This window comes from Actinomadura sp. NPDC048394 (assembly GCF_040651755.1).
GTDB classification, from domain to species: Bacteria; Actinomycetota; Actinomycetes; order Streptosporangiales; family Streptosporangiaceae; genus Spirillospora; species Spirillospora montaniterrae.
Genome location: NZ_JBEZJL010000039.1, coordinates 65,145 through 80,282 on the forward strand (window position 1 = coordinate 65,145; position 15,138 = coordinate 80,282).

The 15,138-nt window shown below is 73.3% G+C and carries 20 protein-coding genes; 8 read left to right on the forward strand and 12 right to left on the reverse strand.

Annotated features, from left to right (window positions below; genetic code table 11):
- The first annotated feature begins 6 nt into the window (after positions 1-6).
- The 3 genes from AB0C78_RS27540 to AB0C78_RS27550 all read left to right on the forward strand — a co-directional run bounded on the left by AB0C78_RS27540 (position 7) and on the right by AB0C78_RS27550 (position 2,530).
- On the forward strand, positions 7-1,224 hold the full coding sequence (locus tag AB0C78_RS27540; protein ID WP_360753095.1) for a histidine kinase: 1,218 nt from the start codon (positions 7-9) through the stop codon (positions 1,222-1,224).
- A 180-nt stretch (positions 1,225-1,404) separates the two neighbouring features.
- Entirely contained in the window at positions 1,405-1,830 is a 426-nt protein-coding gene (locus AB0C78_RS27545) for a pyridoxamine 5'-phosphate oxidase family protein (protein WP_360753097.1), read from the forward strand.
- Between the two features lie 31 nt (positions 1,831-1,861).
- Entirely contained in the window at positions 1,862-2,530 is a 669-nt protein-coding gene (locus AB0C78_RS27550) for a response regulator transcription factor (protein ID WP_360753099.1), read from the forward strand.
- Here AB0C78_RS27550 and AB0C78_RS27555 read toward each other — a convergent pair whose 3' ends face one another.
- Positions 2,531-4,036, reverse strand: a complete 1,506-nt coding sequence (locus AB0C78_RS27555) for an MDR family MFS transporter (protein ID WP_360753102.1) — start codon at positions 4,034-4,036, stop codon at positions 2,531-2,533.
- A gap of 82 nt (positions 4,037-4,118) precedes the next feature.
- Between AB0C78_RS27555 and AB0C78_RS27560 the strand changes: the two genes are divergently transcribed.
- Positions 4,119-4,574, forward strand: a complete 456-nt coding sequence (locus AB0C78_RS27560; protein ID WP_360753105.1) for a MarR family transcriptional regulator — start codon at positions 4,119-4,121, stop codon at positions 4,572-4,574.
- Positions 4,575-4,648: 74 nt separating this feature from the next.
- Entirely contained in the window at positions 4,649-5,278 is a 630-nt protein-coding gene (locus AB0C78_RS27565; RefSeq protein WP_360753108.1) for a TetR/AcrR family transcriptional regulator, read from the forward strand.
- 2 nt (positions 5,279-5,280) lie between these two features.
- Here AB0C78_RS27565 and AB0C78_RS27570 read toward each other — a convergent pair whose 3' ends face one another.
- The 4 genes from AB0C78_RS27570 to AB0C78_RS27585 all read right to left on the reverse strand — a co-directional run bounded on the left by AB0C78_RS27570 (position 5,281) and on the right by AB0C78_RS27585 (position 8,696).
- Complete coding sequence (locus AB0C78_RS27570) at positions 5,281-6,051, reverse strand: SGNH/GDSL hydrolase family protein (RefSeq protein ID WP_151544011.1); 771 nt, start codon at positions 6,049-6,051, stop codon at positions 5,281-5,283.
- Positions 6,051-6,605, reverse strand: coding sequence for a PadR family transcriptional regulator (locus tag AB0C78_RS27575; protein WP_360753111.1), 555 nt, complete (start codon positions 6,603-6,605; stop codon positions 6,051-6,053). The genes AB0C78_RS27570 and AB0C78_RS27575 overlap by 1 nt, the downstream gene beginning before the upstream one ends.
- Before the next feature lie 71 nt (positions 6,606-6,676).
- Positions 6,677-7,798 carry a hypothetical protein gene (locus AB0C78_RS27580; RefSeq protein ID WP_360753113.1) on the reverse strand — a complete coding sequence of 374 codons (1,122 nt, stop codon included), beginning with the start codon at positions 7,796-7,798 and terminating at the stop codon, positions 6,677-6,679.
- A 64-nt stretch (positions 7,799-7,862) separates the two neighbouring features.
- Positions 7,863-8,696 (reverse strand): class I SAM-dependent methyltransferase, encoded by an 834-nt coding sequence (locus AB0C78_RS27585; RefSeq protein ID WP_360753115.1) that lies wholly within the window; start codon positions 8,694-8,696, stop codon positions 7,863-7,865.
- Positions 8,697-8,759: 63 nt separating this feature from the next.
- Between AB0C78_RS27585 and AB0C78_RS27590 the strand changes: the two genes are divergently transcribed.
- Entirely contained in the window at positions 8,760-9,353 is a 594-nt protein-coding gene (locus AB0C78_RS27590; protein WP_360753117.1) for a TetR family transcriptional regulator, read from the forward strand.
- Between the two features lies 1 nt (position 9,354).
- On the opposite strand, the gene AB0C78_RS27595 is transcribed toward AB0C78_RS27590, so the two are convergent.
- Positions 9,355-10,587 (reverse strand): MFS transporter, encoded by a 1,233-nt coding sequence (locus AB0C78_RS27595; protein ID WP_360753119.1) that lies wholly within the window; start codon positions 10,585-10,587, stop codon positions 9,355-9,357.
- 37 nt (positions 10,588-10,624) lie between these two features.
- On the opposite strand from AB0C78_RS27595, the gene AB0C78_RS27600 reads away from it, so the two are divergent.
- On the forward strand, positions 10,625-11,674 hold the full coding sequence (locus AB0C78_RS27600; RefSeq protein WP_360753121.1) for a LacI family DNA-binding transcriptional regulator: 1,050 nt from the start codon (positions 10,625-10,627) through the stop codon (positions 11,672-11,674).
- A gap of 73 nt (positions 11,675-11,747) precedes the next feature.
- On the opposite strand, the gene AB0C78_RS27605 is transcribed toward AB0C78_RS27600, so the two are convergent.
- The 5 genes from AB0C78_RS27605 to AB0C78_RS27625 are packed head-to-tail and all read right to left on the reverse strand — an operon-like array spanning position 11,748 to position 13,426.
- The gene (locus AB0C78_RS27605; protein ID WP_360753124.1) at positions 11,748-11,954 is read right to left on the reverse strand and encodes a DUF397 domain-containing protein; all 207 of its coding nucleotides are present in this window, start codon (positions 11,952-11,954) and stop codon (positions 11,748-11,750) included.
- Positions 11,951-12,157: a DUF397 domain-containing protein gene (locus AB0C78_RS27610; RefSeq protein ID WP_360753127.1), complete on the reverse strand. Its 207-nt coding sequence runs from the start codon at positions 12,155-12,157 to the stop codon at positions 11,951-11,953. The genes AB0C78_RS27605 and AB0C78_RS27610 overlap by 4 nt, the downstream gene beginning before the upstream one ends.
- A complete protein-coding gene (locus tag AB0C78_RS27615; RefSeq protein ID WP_360753129.1) occupies positions 12,154-12,360 on the reverse strand; it encodes a DUF397 domain-containing protein in 207 nt (68 codons plus the stop codon). Before AB0C78_RS27615 ends, AB0C78_RS27610 begins: the two co-directional genes overlap by 4 nt.
- Positions 12,357-12,569, reverse strand: coding sequence for a DUF397 domain-containing protein (locus AB0C78_RS27620; protein ID WP_151544004.1), 213 nt, complete (start codon positions 12,567-12,569; stop codon positions 12,357-12,359). Before AB0C78_RS27620 ends, AB0C78_RS27615 begins: the two co-directional genes overlap by 4 nt.
- On the reverse strand, positions 12,566-13,426 hold the full coding sequence (locus AB0C78_RS27625) for a helix-turn-helix transcriptional regulator (RefSeq protein WP_360753132.1): 861 nt from the start codon (positions 13,424-13,426) through the stop codon (positions 12,566-12,568). The genes AB0C78_RS27620 and AB0C78_RS27625 overlap by 4 nt, the downstream gene beginning before the upstream one ends.
- Before the next feature lie 234 nt (positions 13,427-13,660).
- Here AB0C78_RS27625 and AB0C78_RS27630 point away from each other — a divergent pair, with 234 nt between their 5' ends.
- Positions 13,661-14,077, forward strand: coding sequence for an ATP-binding protein (locus AB0C78_RS27630; RefSeq protein WP_360753135.1), 417 nt, complete (start codon positions 13,661-13,663; stop codon positions 14,075-14,077).
- 9 nt (positions 14,078-14,086) lie between these two features.
- On the opposite strand, the gene AB0C78_RS27635 is transcribed toward AB0C78_RS27630, so the two are convergent.
- Positions 14,087-15,073: an aminoglycoside phosphotransferase family protein gene (locus AB0C78_RS27635; RefSeq protein ID WP_360753138.1), complete on the reverse strand. Its 987-nt coding sequence runs from the start codon at positions 15,071-15,073 to the stop codon at positions 14,087-14,089.
- Positions 15,074-15,138: the final 65 nt, after the last annotated feature.

The window sequence follows — 15,138 nt, forward strand, 5'->3', positions numbered from 1 at the left end:
GGCGGCATGGATCCCGCCGGCCCCTCCCCCGCGACCGGCCCGTCCCGCCCCGCCGCCCGCATCGCCGCCCTGCTCGACCTGCGGCGCCCGTGGCGGGACTGGCTCGGCGACCTCGGCGTCACCGCCGGGGCGGCGGCGCTGGGCCTGCTGCTGCTCCAGGGGACGCTGGACGACCCGACGCCCGGCCAGCGGATCGTGGTGCCGCTGGACCTGTCGGCCGGCGCGGTCTCGCTGGTGTTCCTCCTGCTGTTCCGGCGGCGCTTCCCGGTGGCCGTCGCGGTGACGATGATGTTCGCGCAGTGGACGGCCACGTCGACCCTCGGCACGGCCGCCGCCGCCATGTACTCGCTGGCGATGCTGCGCCCGTGGCGGACGCTCCTGCCGGTCGCCGGCGGCAACCTGGCGCTGATCACCCTGCTCTTCTGGATCACCTCGCCCTGGGACCAGTTCCGCCAGGGCATCGTCATCTTCGGCCTGATCTACGCGGTGCTGATCACGACGGGGATGCTGGTGCGGTCCCGGCGGCAGCTCATCGCCTCGATGGAGGAGCGGGCGCGCGCCGCCGAGGAGGGGCAGCGGCTGCGGGTGGAGGAGGCGCGGCTGCTGGAGCGCGAGCGGATCGCGCGGGAGATGCACGACGTCCTCGCGCACCGCATCTCGCTGCTGGCCGTCCACGCGGGGGCGCTGGAGTTCCGTCCGGACGCGCCCGCCGACCAGCGCGCCGCCGCCGGGGTCATCCGGCAGAGCGCCTACGAGGCGATGGAGGACCTGCGCGAGGTCATCGGGGTGCTGCGCGGCGACTCCGGCGGCGCGGAGGCCGACCGCCCCCAGCCCGCGCTCACCGACGTGCCGGACCTCGTGCGGGAAGCGTCCGGCGCCGGCGGCGAGGTGGTCCTGGACGACCGGGTGCCCGACCCGGCGGGGGTCCCGGTCCGGGTCGGGCGGCACGCCTACCGGATCGTCCAGGAGGGGCTGACCAACGCCCGCAAGCACGCGCCGGGCGCGCGGGTCCGGGTGACGCTCGACGCGCCCGGCGGGACGGCGCTGACCATCGAGATCGTGAACCCGGTCCCGCCCGGGCTGCCGCCCGCCGCGCTGCCCGGCGCCGGCGCCGGGCTGGTGGGGCTCGGCGAGCGGGTCGCGCTGCTCGGCGGGACGCTGGAGCACGGCCGGACCGGGGACGGCCGGTTCCGGCTGCACGCCCGACTCCCACTGCCCGGCTGACCCGCCGAGCACGCCCGCGCAGCCCGGGCCGCGGGCAGGCAGGCCGCGCTGCGGAGCACGCCCGCGCTGGCCGGGCCGCCGTCCACGAAGGCCGCGCCGCGGGGCATGCAGGCCGGGGCGCCGGGCGCGTCGGCGCAGGCCGGAGGCATGGCGCCGGAAGTTGCGGGCATGGCCGTGGACATGGCTTCTGACTCCGCGCAGCCCGTCCTGGAGGAACTCGACCGGGAGGAGTGCCTGCGGCTCATCGCGCCCGGTGGCATCGGCCGGATCGCCTTCGAGGACGGCGAGGGGCCGACGGTGGTCCCGGTGAACTACGCCGTCGACGGCGAGTCGGTGGTGTTCCGCACCTCGCTGGAGGGCCGGCTGAACCGGAGCCTCCTGACCGCCGTGCCGGGCGGGCAGGTCCGGGCGGCGTTCGAGGTGGACGCGTTCGAGGTCGGCACGCACGAGGGGTGGAGCGTGCTGGTGCGCGGCGGCGCGCATCCCCTGGAGGGCGAGGAGAAGGAGCGCGCCGTCCGGGTCGACCCGTGGCCGGGGGGCGAGCGGGAGGCGTGGTTCAGCCTGTCCGCGGCGGAGGTCAGCGGTCGGCGGCTGCGGCGGCCGTGAGCGCGGGCCCCGGCGGCCCTAGGGTTGGGGGATGGACTCACCTCCCATCCGTGTGCTGATCGTGGACGACGACGCGCTCGTCCGGTCGGGGCTGTCGATGATGCTCGCGGGCGCCGGCGACCTGGAGGTGGTCGGGGACGTCGCGGACGGCGCGGAGGCGGTGCCCGCGGTGAACGAGCACCGCCCGGACGTGGTGCTGATGGACATCCGGATGCCGCGGCTGGACGGGCTGGCCGCCACCGAGCTGCTGCGCGCGCGCCGCGACCCGCCGGAGATCATCCTGCTGACGACGTTCGACACCGACGACCACATCCTGCGGGCGATGCGCGCGGGCGCGAGCGGCTTCCTGCTGAAGCACACCCCGCCGCCGGAGATCATCCAGGCGATCCGGCAGGTCGCGGCCGGGGAGCCGATGCTGTCCCCGGCCGTGCTGCGGCGGATGATGGCGTTCGTCGCGGACGCGGGCGCGGATCCGCGCAAGGCCCGCGCCCGCGAGCTGCTGGAGCGGCTCAGCGAGGGCGAGCGGGCGGTCGCGCTGCGGGTCGGCCAGGGCAGGACCAACAGCGAGATCGGCCGGGAGCTGTCGCTGAGCGTCGCGACGGTGAAGGCGTACGTGTCGCGGCTGCTGACGAAGCTGGAGCTGAACAACCGGGTGCAGGTCGCGCTGCTGGTGAACGACGCCGATCTCGAGGCGAGGTAGTCACTCGCGGGGGCCGAGCGGGACGTTCTCGAGCAGCACCGCCGCCGCCAGCCCGACCGCGAGCAGCGGCAGCCCGGCGAGGAACAGGTCGGAGAACGCCTGCGCGAACGCCTCGGCGACGCCGTGCCGGACCGGGCCGGGGAGGGTGTCGAGCACCTCGGGCCGGACGGCGTCGCCGAAGGCGGGCACCTTCCCGGCCGGGACGCGGCGTCCGACCTCCTCGGCGAACCGACTGGAGACGATGCCGCCGAACACCGCCATCCCGGCGGCGGTGCCGAGCATCCGGGACGCGAACACGCCGGAGCTGGCCGCGCCGAGGTCCCGCTTCGGCGCGGCGTTCTGCGCGATCAGCATGACGACCTGCTGCGACAGCCCCGCCCCGAAGCCGAGGACGGTCATGTAGAGCCCGGCGGTGACGAGGCCCGTGTGCACGTCCATCGTGGCGAGCAGGGCGACGCCGGCCGCGCTGATCGCCATGCTGGCGGCGGGGAGCCGGTGGTAGCGGCCGGTCCGCGCGATGTAGCGGCCGGCGCCCATCGACGCCGCCAGCAGGCCGATCATCATCGGCAGGAGCAGCAGTCCCGACTCGGTGGCGCCCACTCCCCCGACGACCTGGAAGAACATCGGCAGGTACGTGGCGAGCCCGAAGCCGGTCGCGCCGCCGACCGCGGCGACGGCGCACGCCACCGCGAACGACCGGTCGCGGAACAGCCGCGGCGGGATGATCGCCTCGGCGGCGCGGCGCTCCACGAGCACCCAGGCGGCGAGCAGCACCGCCGAGCCGGCGGCGAGGGCGAGGACCTCCGCCGAGTCCCACGCGTACCGGGTCCCGGCCCAGCTGGTGAGGAGTGTGAAGCAGGTGACGGCCGCGCCGAGCAGGGCGATGCCCGCGTAGTCGATGCGGGGCCGCCGGTCCGGCTTCGGCAGCCGCAGGAACCCCAGGGTGGTCGCGGTGGCGGCCAGGCCCAGCGGCAGGTTGACGTAGAACACCCACCGCCAGGACGCGTGGTCGGTGAGGAAGCCGCCCACCAGCGGGCCGGCGATGCTGGACACGGCGAAGATCAGCGCCGAGTAGCCCTGGTAGCGGGCCCGCTCGCGGGGTTCGAACAGCTCTCCCGTCAGCGCGAACATCGAGCTCATCAGGCAGCCGGCGCCGGCCCCCTGGACGACCCGGAACGCGATGAGCGCGTCCATCGACGGAGCGGCCCCGCACGCCGCCGAGCCCGCCAGGAACCCGATGAGCCCGGCGAGGAAGACCGGCCTGCGGCCGAACAGGTCCCCGAGCCGTCCGGACAGCGGGACGGTGACGCTGGTGGCCAGCACGTAGGCGGTGGAGACCCAGGCGAGCCGGTCCAGCCCGCCGAGGTCGCCGACGATCGTCGGCAGCGCGGTGCCGAGGACCGTCGCGTCCAGGGACGACATCAGCCCGGCGAGCATGAGCCCGCCGAACACCAGGACCCGGTGCCGGTGGCTCATGCCCGCCGGCGCGTCGTGGGCGATCGTCATGTGCGCTCCTCATTTCTATGCTGAAAGCATATGAATGCTAAGCACACAGATATGAGAGACGCAACCGGACTAGACTGGCGGCATGACCGACGAGGCACTGCACGCCGTCGAGCGGAACATGGTCAAGCTGCGCCGCGGCATGTCCCGCCAGCGGCTCGGCAGGGCGGCGATCCGGGACCACAACCTGCCCGTCGACGTGCAGGTCCTGCACGTCGTGGACGTCGTCGACGAGGGCCCCGACGAGCCCGGCCAGGAGATGAGCGTCGGCCTGGTCGCCACCCGCCTCGGCGTCGACGCCTCGCGCGGCAGCCGCATCGTCGCCGAGGCCGTCAAGTCCGGGTACGTCCGCCGCGTCGCGTCCCAGGAGGACGGCCGCCGCATCCACCTGGAGCTGACCCCGGCGGGCCGGTCCGTCGTCGAGGCGACCCGCCGCACCCGCCAGGAGCACTTCGCCAAGGCCATGCGGGACTGGACCGACGCCGAGCGCGCCGAGTTCGCCCGCCTCCTCGGCCGGTTCGTCGGCGCCTACGAAGGCTGACCGCGGCGGCGATTTGGCCCGTCCATGACCTTCTGGGAAACGGTTCGCTACCGTGCGTGACTAATGTCGGGAGTATGAGCTCCGACGCCGACCTGGACCGGATCGTCGACGCCGCCACCCGGCTGTTCGCCGAGCTCGGCTTCGACGGGACGTCCCCGCGCCTGATCGCCGACGCGGCGGGCGTCGACCCCGCGTCCGTCGACCGGCTGACCGGCGGCAAGACCGAGCTGTACCGGGAGGTGATGCGCCGGGCCACCGACGCCGAGAAGGCGGCGGTCGGCGGCGCGGCCGGCGGCTTCACGCCCACCCGGCAGGGCGTCGAGCGGCTGCTGGACCAGTACCTCGACTTCTACGCCGCGCACCCCGAGTACCTCGGGCTGTGGCTGCACCGCCGGACCGGCGACGCCGCCGACACCGCCGACCTGGAGGAGCAGTACGTCCGGCCGCGGCTCGGCGGGATCGTCGAGGCGCTGCGCGCCGAGGTCCCCGGCGACGTCGACCTCGACCTGACGGTCTGGACGATCCCCTGGGTGATCTCCGGCTTCCTCAGCCAGCGCGCGCTCGGGACGCGCGTGGACGAGGAGGAGCCCGAGACCGACGGGCCCTACCGGAAGGTCTCGCCGGCCGAGCTGGAGCGCTTCCGCGCCCACCTGCACATGCTCCTCGAACGCATGCTCATGCTGCCCGACGCCCCGGACGGGTGACCTCAGGGCAGGGCGACGGGTTCGAGCCGGGGCCGTTTCGCGGTGCGGCCGTCGCCCGACGAGCGGCCGCGCAGCCGCCGGACGACCCACGGCCCCATGAACCGGCCCGCCCAGGCCGCCTCCGTGCCCGCCCGGCGCCACGCCGGGACGGGCGGCAGCGGCGGGAGCGGATCGGACCAGGACGTTCCGTCGCCCGGCAGCCCGAGGGCGTGCGCGGCCGCCGCGGCGATGCGCGCGTGCCCGAGCGGGCTCGCGTGGATGCGGTCGAGGCTCCACAGCCGCGGATCCGTCGTCACGGCATGCGGGAAGGTGTCCACCACCAGGGCGCCGTGCCGGCCGGCCGCCGCGCGGATGCGCGCGTTGAGGTCGATCACCCGCGGCCGCAGGTGCCGCACCAGCGGCGCGATCTTCGCGACGTCGGGGAAGGTGAACGTGAGCACCCGCGCCCCGGCCCCGGTGAACGCGGCCAGCATCGCGTCCAGTTCCGCGGCCACCGCGGGCGCGTCGAACCCCGGCCGGACCAGGTCGTTCATCCCCGCCATGACGGTGACCAGGTCCGGTTCGAGGGCGAGCGCCGCGTCGGTCTGCTCCGCCCGCACCCCCGCCGCGAGCCGTCCCCGCACCGCGAGGTTGGCGTAGCGGAAGCCGTCCTCCTGCGCCGCGAGCAGCTCGGCCAGCCGGTCCGCCCAGCCCCGGTACCCGGTCCGCTCGTCGCCGTCGTTGAGTCCCTCGGTCTGGCTGTCGCCCACCGCGACGTACCTGAGGTAGCCCATCAGCCGACCCGCTGCCTCAGCACGGCCAGGGCCCATTCGCCCCACCGCTCGTTCTCGCGCTCGAACGCCAGGCCGCGCATGAGCGTCAGGTAGGGCCCGACGCGTTCGGCGTGCGCGAGGAAATCCTCCTCGGTGCGGCCGTCCAGCAGCCGCGCCCGCAGCCGCTCGAACCGGGCGATCTTCGCTCGCGCCCACTCCACCCGCTCCTCGACGGCGGACCGCACGCCCTCGGCGTCGCCGGCGTCGACGGCCTGCACCATGACCATCATCTCGTCGCGGATCGCGCCCGGGCGCGGCGGCCCGGCGGTGAACTCCCGCAGCTCCCGCCGTCCCGCCTCGGTCAGCGAGAACAACCGCTTGTTCGGCCGCCGCTCCTGCTCGACGACCCGCGCCTGGACGAGGCCGTCCTCGCGCATCCGGTCGAGCTCCCGGTACAGCTGCTGCGGGGTGGCCATCCAGAAGTTGGCCACCGACGCGTCGAACCCCTTGGCCAGGTCGTACCCGGACGCCTCGCCCTCCAGCAGCGCGGCCATCACCGCATGACGCAACGACATGCCCCGACGATAACCCGGGTTAATTACTCAAATTATTGAGTACCACAACATGTGATCATCCCCACGCTCCCCTACCCGCCGTCGTCCTGCCCGGCGGAGTCGGCGAAGGCCGGCAGGCCCAGTCGCGCGGCGATGGTCGATGCGAACCATGCGAAGTAGGGAGCGCCCGAATCCACCGCGGCTCGCGCCGCCGCGGACCATTCCGCGCGACGGAGCACGTCCAGATACCGCGCGAGGAGGCCGTCCCGCTGCCCGGGCGCGAGCCCGAAGCGGCCCGGGTCGCTTCCGGCCAGGTGATCGGCGATGTGCGCGGCCTGCGAGTAGCGCCCCCAGGACGGCCTCTGACCGGCGAGGTTTCCGGCATGAGCGGCCAGGACATGGCGGACCGGCGGGTAGCCGTCCCAGGTCATGCCCATGCCCCCGCAGCCGGCCATGATCGCCAGGAGGCGGCCGGTGTGGTCGATCAGTTCGTCGTCGGGGGCGTCACCGGTGATCGCCTCGTGGAGATGGGCGGCGGTGGCGACCCGGCCCGCGAAGTACCCGTTCAGGAAGTCGCCGTCGCACGCTCGTCTCAGCAGCCACGAGCGCGCTTCACCGCCGCCCCGGCGGCAGAGCGCCTCGACGACGTACACGCGCCCCCAACCGCCGACGCGTTCGGCGAGCCAGAGAAGCGCGGCGGTGCCGTCCCGTCGCCGTTCGAGCGCGTCGGCGGCCAGGGCTCCGAAGGTGTCGGAGAGCAGGCCGATGGTGCGGACGAGCGGGATGTCCTCCTCCGCCGGTTCCGTCGCCAGCAGCGCCAGACCGATCAGCACTGAGCAGCGGTCAGGGCTGTGCCGGATCAGCCATCGCCCGGTCCGCCGGACGAGCACCGGATCGGTGCGCAGCGCTGCCGCGCTGATGTGCTCGTTGCGGTGGATCGGGACGTCCACCTCGTGGAAGGCCCACACCAGATCGGCAGGTCGCGCGGACGGCCGCGCGAAATGCGCGTCGAGGATCGCGGCCGCCGCCTTACCGCGGCCGCGTTGATCGTTCGCAGGATTCCGGGGGCGCCCTCGCCTATGCCGGTCCTCGTCCGGATATGGCATGCCGTCGCGGGACAGCGGGGCGTCCGGACCCAGCCGGTGCAAGCGGAGGGCGTGGTCGTACAGGCTGCTCTGGTCTCCGGGCGCGCCCGGCTCGCCGTGCCCGCTCACCTGCGTGCGCGCGACTCGATTCTCTCGATCATGCGCACCAGCATGGCATGCCGCCGCAAACCGTTTATTCGGGCGCGCGCCGGGTGGCGGTGACGGTGACGGTGGCGTAGGGCATGGTGAAGGCGCCGCCGAGCGCGTCTATGGCGGCGCCGACGCCGTCCAGCACCTCCGCGACCTGGTCGGCGGGCAGGCGGGTGAGGGTTCCTTGGGTCGGCATCTGGTCCAGCCACTCGTCGCGGGTGTAGGTGCGCTCCCACTCGAACCGCCACTGTTCGGGGGCGGCGAATCCGCCGGCCTTCTCGATACCCGCGGCGGCCTTGTCGAGGATCGGCTGGTAGGCGTCCAGCCCCTGCTTCGCAGCCTGACCGGCGGCGCGCACGTTGAACGGCGAGTCCGGCGCGACGCGCTGGTAGGTCTCGACGAAGGCGTCCGTGACCTCGTCCGGCAGCTGGAACACGTGCCAGAAGACGGCCAGGCGGCCCGCGGGACGCAGGACCCGGGCGGCCTTGGCGGCGCCGGCGACCGGGTCGACCCAGTGCCAGGCCGTGCCGGCGACGGCGGCGTCGAACGTCCGTCCGGCCGGGTTCCAGTCCTCGATGGTCGCCACCTCGACGTCGACGCCCGTGCCGCGCGCGAACGCGGCCATCCGCCCGTCCGGCTCCACGCCGAGGACCCGGCATCCGGCCGCCTGGAACTGCCGCGCCTCGATGCCGGTGCCGCAGCCGATGTCGAGGACGTCGCGTCCCGGGCTGCCCGCGATGATCCGTTCGATCAGCGCGTCGGGGTATGGCGGGCGCGTCCGGTCGTAGCGTTCGGCGTCGGCGCCGAAGGACTCGGCCACGTCCCGGTGCCGGTGGGTGTCGGGGGTGGAGATCCGCTCCGGCGGTAGAGTGGTCATGTGCCCACTATAAATGGGCGGTCGCCCACTCTGTCAACGGGCGCACGGAGGGAGAGGTGCACTGTGCCGACCGGAGTGGCCCTGCGGGACGCGCGCCAGCAGCTGTTCGACGCGGCCGAGCGCGTCCTGCTCCGCGACGGGCCGAACGCGCTGACCAGCCGGGCCGTCACCACCGAGGCCGGCTGCGCCAAGGGCGTCCTGCACCGGCACTTCGACGACTTCGACACGTTCCTCGCCGAGCTCGTCGAGGACCGCATCGCCCGCGTCGAGGCGCAGGAGGCGGCGCTGTGCGGGTCGGCCGGGACCGGGACCGTCACCGGCAACCTCGCCGAGGCCCTGACCACCGTGTTCGAGTCGGTCGCGGTGGCCATCGTCGCCCTCATCACCTCGCGGGACGAGCTGCGCGCGAAACTCCGCGCGACCCGGCCGACCGGGGTCCCGCTGGCGTCCGAGGCGACCGCGATGATCGCCTCCTACCTCGCCGCCGAACGCGACCTCGGCCGCATCGCCGCCGACGCCGACATCGACACCCTCGCCCCGATGCTGGTCGGCGCCGGACACCTGGTCTTCGCCGACCGCACCGGCCCCCGCCCGGACGCCGAAGCGGTCCGCAAGGTCGTCACCACGACCATCGCCGGCGTCGCCCGCGACCGTTGAGCTATGGCGTGTTGCCCTTTTGCGGGACCGCATGAGGGCGACACGCCACAACCGGACGAGCCGAGGGGCGGGTCAGGCCGCTCGCGCGCAGCAGCGCCGGTGTGAGGACGAACAGGGCGGCGGCCAGAGCCGCGATCGCGAGCATGGCTCCGCGCAGCCCGACGGCATCGGCCCACACCCCGACGTAGACCGGGCCGAGGAGGAACCCGAGGTAGGACACGGTCGTGACGACGGAGGTCGCGCGGCCCAGGCGGGTCTCCTCGACGTTGCGGGAGACGATGCCGAGCAGCGTCGGGAACAGCACCGCCGTCCCGGCGGCGGCCACCGCCAGGCCCGCCCCGGCGACGAGCAGCGTCGGCGCCACCGCGATGAGGGCCGCACCGGCCGCCGCGGCCGTCGCGCCACCGAGCAGAACCGCGCGCGCATGGGCCGCCCCGAGTCCGCCGGCGGCGAAGCGGGTGACCGCGACCACGCCGGCGAACACGGCCGGCGCGACGGCGCTGAGCCCGCCGCCCGAATGGAGTTCGTCGTGGGCGAAGACCGCGCTCCAGCTCTGGTGGGCGTTCTCTCCGGCGAATCCGAGCGCGCCCAGCGTCCCGATGAGCACGAACGGGGCGATCCGGCCTCGCCCGGCCGGAGCCGGTTCCGGGACGTGCTCGCGCGTTCGACCGGCGTCGTCGTCCAGCGCCTTGAACAGGGCGGCGCCGGCGATCAAAGAGACGACGGCCACGGCCGTGAACGGGACCGCGACCGGCAGCGACGCGGCCGCCCCGGTGGCGAGGCTCGCGAGGACCACGAGACCCGAGAAGACGCCGTGGGCGCGGGTGATGACGGGGCGCCCGGCGATCCGCTCGGCACGGCCCGCGACCGCGTTCATCGCCACGTCCGCCGCCCCGCTGGTCGCGCCGACGACGGCCAGCCCCGCGGACAGAGCCGCCAGGTTCACCGCGGTCAGGACCATCGCGGCGCCGGCGCAGCCGAGGGCGGCGATGGCCGCGCCCGCGACCCGCGCTCCCCAGCGATCGAGCGCCCGGCCCATCAGCAGCATCGCCGGGAGCGCGCCCGCGCCGACGAACAGCAGCGCGAAGCCGAGCCGTCCGTCGTCGAGGCCGGCCTGCTCCCGCACCCGCGGCACGGAGGCGCCCCACACGCCCCAGAACGCGCCGAACGCCGCGAAGGCCACGACCGCCGAGGCGATCAGCCGGCGTGGCGAACGAACGGAGGTTTCCGACATATGTTTAACGATACACACGCTCGCTAGGGTGGTCGCCATGGAATCGTCCGCGGGTTCGAAGCGGGTGACGCTCGCGCAGGTCGCCGAGCTGGCCGGCGTGTCGGTCATGACCGCCTCGTACGCCTACAACCGGCCGGAGCGCGTGTCGGACCGGGCCCGGTCGAAGGTGCTCGACGCCGCCGAGCGGCTGGGGTACGCCGGTCCCGATCCGAGCGCCCGGTCGCTGCGCCGCGGCAGCACCCGCACGCTCGGCGTCGTCATGGGCGAGCATCTCAGCTACGCCTTCGAGGACCCGGAGGCGGCGTCCTTCCTGGCGGGCATCGCCGACGTCTGCGCCGACCGCGGGTACGGCATGACGATCCTGCCGATCACGGGCGCCGCCGACGACGGCCGGCGCGTGACCGAGGCCGCCGTCGACGGGTTCGTCGTCTGGACCACGTCCGACGACGACCCGGTCCTGTCGGCCGTCCAGGCCGTGAAGCGTCCCGCCGTGGTCCATGGAGGTCCCGAGGTCGCCGGGCTCGGGCTGGTCGGCATCGACAACCGTGCGGCGGCCCGCGCGGTGGGCGCTCTCGCGTTCGCGGGCGCGGAGCGTCCGGCGGTGGTGAGCTTCCCGCTCTCCCGGGACCGGATCAGCACGATCACGTCGGGCATCGATCCGGCGGACGTCCTGTTCCCGGTGACGCGCGAGCGGCTGGAGGGCTACCGGCTGGCGGCCGAGGACGCCGGCATCGCCTGGCGCGACGTGACGGTCGCCGTATGCGCGCGCAATGACACGGCCGAGGCCGAACGGCTCACGGCGGCCCTTCTGGCCGCCCCCGAGCCGCCGGACGCGATCGCCGCGATGAGCGACCAGCAGGCGGCCGGGGTCGTCCACGCCGTCCGCGCCGCCGGCCGCACAGTCCCCGGCGACGTGGCGGTGACCGGGTGGGACGACGCGGCGGTGGCGGAACGGCTGGGCCTGACGACCGTCGCGCAGTCGCTCCGCGACCAGGGCGCCGCCTGCGCCCGTGCCGCACTGGGCGAGGATCCCGACGCTCAGGCCGCCGAGTGGTCCCTCGTCCGCCGCACCAGCACCCGCCCCTGACCAACGCCCGGCCGGGGACGCAGCGGCACCCGCCAGCCAGACCGGCCCCGCTTCGCAGGCGCCTCACGTCCGCCTATGCGTCGTAAAGCCCACGCTTGACGTCACCGAGAAACGCCGCCCACGCCGTCAAGCTGAAAGCCAGCACCGGCCCCGACGGATCCTTCGAGTCCCGCGCCACAACGCCCCGCCCCATGCTCGCGACCTCGACGCACGCGGTGCCCGAACCCCCGCTGTGACTGCTGGTACGCCACTGCACTGTGGACGTCTCCTGCCCGCTCATAGGTCGTGAACGCCGCGCTTGACGTCAGCCAGGAACGTCCACCACTCCCCCGGGCTGAACGCCAGCACAGGCCCTGACGGATCTTTAGAGTCCCGCGCCACAATGCGCTGCGTCACGCTCCCGACCTGCACGCACTCGGTGCCCTGCCCGCAACTATGACTGCTGGTCCGCCACCGCACTGCGGACGTTCCCTGGCCACTCATGAGTCATGGACCCCCCGCTTCACCTCAGCCAGGAACGCCCGCCACTCCTCTGCGCCGAACGTCAACACCGGCCCGGACGGATCCTTCGAGTCCCGCGCCGCGACGCTCTGAGGCAAGCAGGCGACCTCGACACACTGGGTTCCCTGACCCGAACTGTGACTACTGGTCCGCCAACCAGCACCGGCAAAGCTCCGCTCACTCACGCGTCATATACCCCGCGCTTGACGTCGGCGAGGAACGTCTGCCACTCCCCCGGCGTGAACGCCAGCACGGGCCCGGACGGGTCTTTCGAATCCCGCGTCGCGATGGTGCGCCTCGGCTCCACAAGACCCACCTGCACACATTCGGTGCCAGAACCACCGCTGTAGCTGCTGGTCCGCCATTGGACGGTGTAAGGAGTCTGCTCAGTCATAGTTCGGAGACTATCTGTTCGATCAGCTCACGGGAATCACTTTCAGGAAGTGCGATTTCGCGGAGAAGGTCGAACGTTCTCCTGTAGTGATCGACGTCTGACGGCTCGTCCACATACCACGTCCGAGTCATGCTGTGAAGGGTCACCACCTCGAGCAGTCCTTCCGGGCCTACTCCCATGATGGTGAATGCACCGTCCAGGCCGGGATGACTCTCAACGGCGAAGGGAAGGACCTGGAGTTCGATATGGGCACGCCCGCCCATCTCCAATAGCTTGATCATCTGGTCGCGCATGACGCGCCGACCGCCCATGCGCTGCCGGAGCGCCGCCTCTCCGAGGACGATGACGATCTTGGGAGGCTGCGGGAGATCGTGAATCTTCTGGCGGTGGAGACGAAACCTGATGTCGGTCTCGATCTCTTGGGGAGTACGCCGAAGCGCGGTCCCCGAGCCGCCGATCACCACGCTGGCGTAGTCGTCGCACTGCATCAGCCCGTGCACCACTTGTGGCGCGAAGCTGCAGATGTACAACGCGTCGGCTTCCAGGGAGGCGAAGTCGACGACGCCGGGGGCGAGGCGCTCGTCGAAGTCGTGCCACCAGCCGTCCTGGCGGCCCTGGGCGGCGAGGGAGAGGAGCCGGCTGCGGACGAGGGTGTCCGTGACGCCGTAAACGTCCAGAATATGTTTGAGGTCGCGGGGACGAATGGCGCGATGGCCGTTCTCGTAAGCGCTGAGCGAGGCCTGCGAGCGGTCGAGGAGTCGGCATGCGGCGCTCTGGGTCAGGCCGAGGCTTTCCCGGAACATGCGCAGCGAGTCGCCGATCTTCCGGCGGCGGTAGGTCTGCCGGTCGTATCCCATGACCCGCACGTTGTCACACTGCGTACATGATCGCCTCCCTCCGGCGAGAAGTTAGAAATATTCGTTCTTCGCATGTTCACCTTCTCTATGGGCGGCCCTACGAATACCTCTCATCTGCCGGAAGCATGTTGTTGAGTGGGCGGGCCGGCCTTGACTCTTGCGGGTGTCGAAGAGAGGGAGGACGCGATGGCATCCGGCAAGGCTCGATATGTATGGACGGGCACGGGGAACGGTATGGAGCTTCTGGGGACGCTCACGCTTCCCGGAGTTGACCGTTCCGTCCCTTATGCTCGGCTTTTTCTGCGGGACACGCTGGTTCCGGGGCACATCTCCCCGGGGTCGGAATTGCTCGCGGACATGGCGCTGGTGGTGGACGAGCTGGCAGCGAACGGGATCCGGCACACCGCGTCCGGGAAGGGCGGAAAGATCACGATCGCGCTGTGGGCGGGACGCGGGGTGCTGCGCGCCGAGGTGACCGATGACGGCGCGGGCGGCGCGCGGCCGGTCGTGCGGACGGATCCGGGCGGTGAGAGCGGGCGCGGGCTGCACATCGTCGCCGCGCTCGCGAAGGCGTGGGGCCACCGCCCCGACGGCCCCGGCACGACCGTGTGGGCCGACTTCCCGTCATTGGGCTGTGCGGGCCGGCCATGAATGCGCGGATTATGGCCGGTCGATTCTCGTTTTAAGCCATTCCAGGGCGGCGACGCCTTGGGCGGTCTGGAAGGCGCGGAGGGTGGGCAGGCCCGGCGGGGACGGTTGGCGGCCCTGCCGGACGAGGAAGCCGGCCCAGGCGATGAGGGCGGTCGTCACCGCGTCGGGATCGGCGTCCCGGGCGAGGGGGTGGGCGGCGAAGAGTTCCTCGCAGGGCGGGCCGCCCTGCATGCGGACGCTGGGCAGGAGCAGGAGCAGGTCGAACCAGGGCGCGGCGGTGCAGGCCCAGGGCCAGTCGACGACGACCACGCGATCCGGTGTGAGGAGGAGGTTGTCGGCTCGCAGGTCGGCGTGGGCGAGGGTGGTGCCGTTCACGGCGGCGGGCCAGGCGGGCTCGCGGGACGCCAGCCGCGGCAGGTGGCGGGCGGCCCACGGGTCGAGGCCGGTGAGGTCGTCCTCGCCCCGGCGGTGCGCATCGGCGAGGAGACGCCATCCGCGGAACTCGTCGGCGAACCGCGTCTCGGCCGATGGGGCGCGGACGGGGGCGGGAGTCAGGCTGCGGGCCAGGTCGGAAACGGCGGCCAGGACGCGGTCCAGTTCCGCGCGGTTCCACGGCTGGGCCGGGGGCGCGCCGTCGACGTCCTCGAACAGCAGGACAACCCAGCCGTCGCGGTCGAACGACCCGAGGAACGCGGGCGTGGGCGCGTGGGCGGGCAGCGCGGCGGCGATCGACGCCTCGGACCGGTGGATGCCGGGACTGTCCGGGTTCGGCGTCGGCCCGACCGCCTTGACGAAGGCGCGGCGGCCGTCGGCGAGGCGCAGCCGCGCGGCGACGCCCGGGGAGAACCCGCCGCGCTGGGTGGCGGCCTCGGCGACGCGGCCGCCGAGGGCGTCCTCGACGGCGGCGCGTAGGTCGGCGGGGACGGCCGTCCAGGGCAGGCGTTCACCGGCGGCGGGCGGCGGGACGGCGGGCGTGGCGTCGACGGACGGGGCCATTCCCGCATGCTGCCGACGCTGCGGGTTCGAGCGCAACGGATTTCCGTTCTGTCAGCCGGCTGACA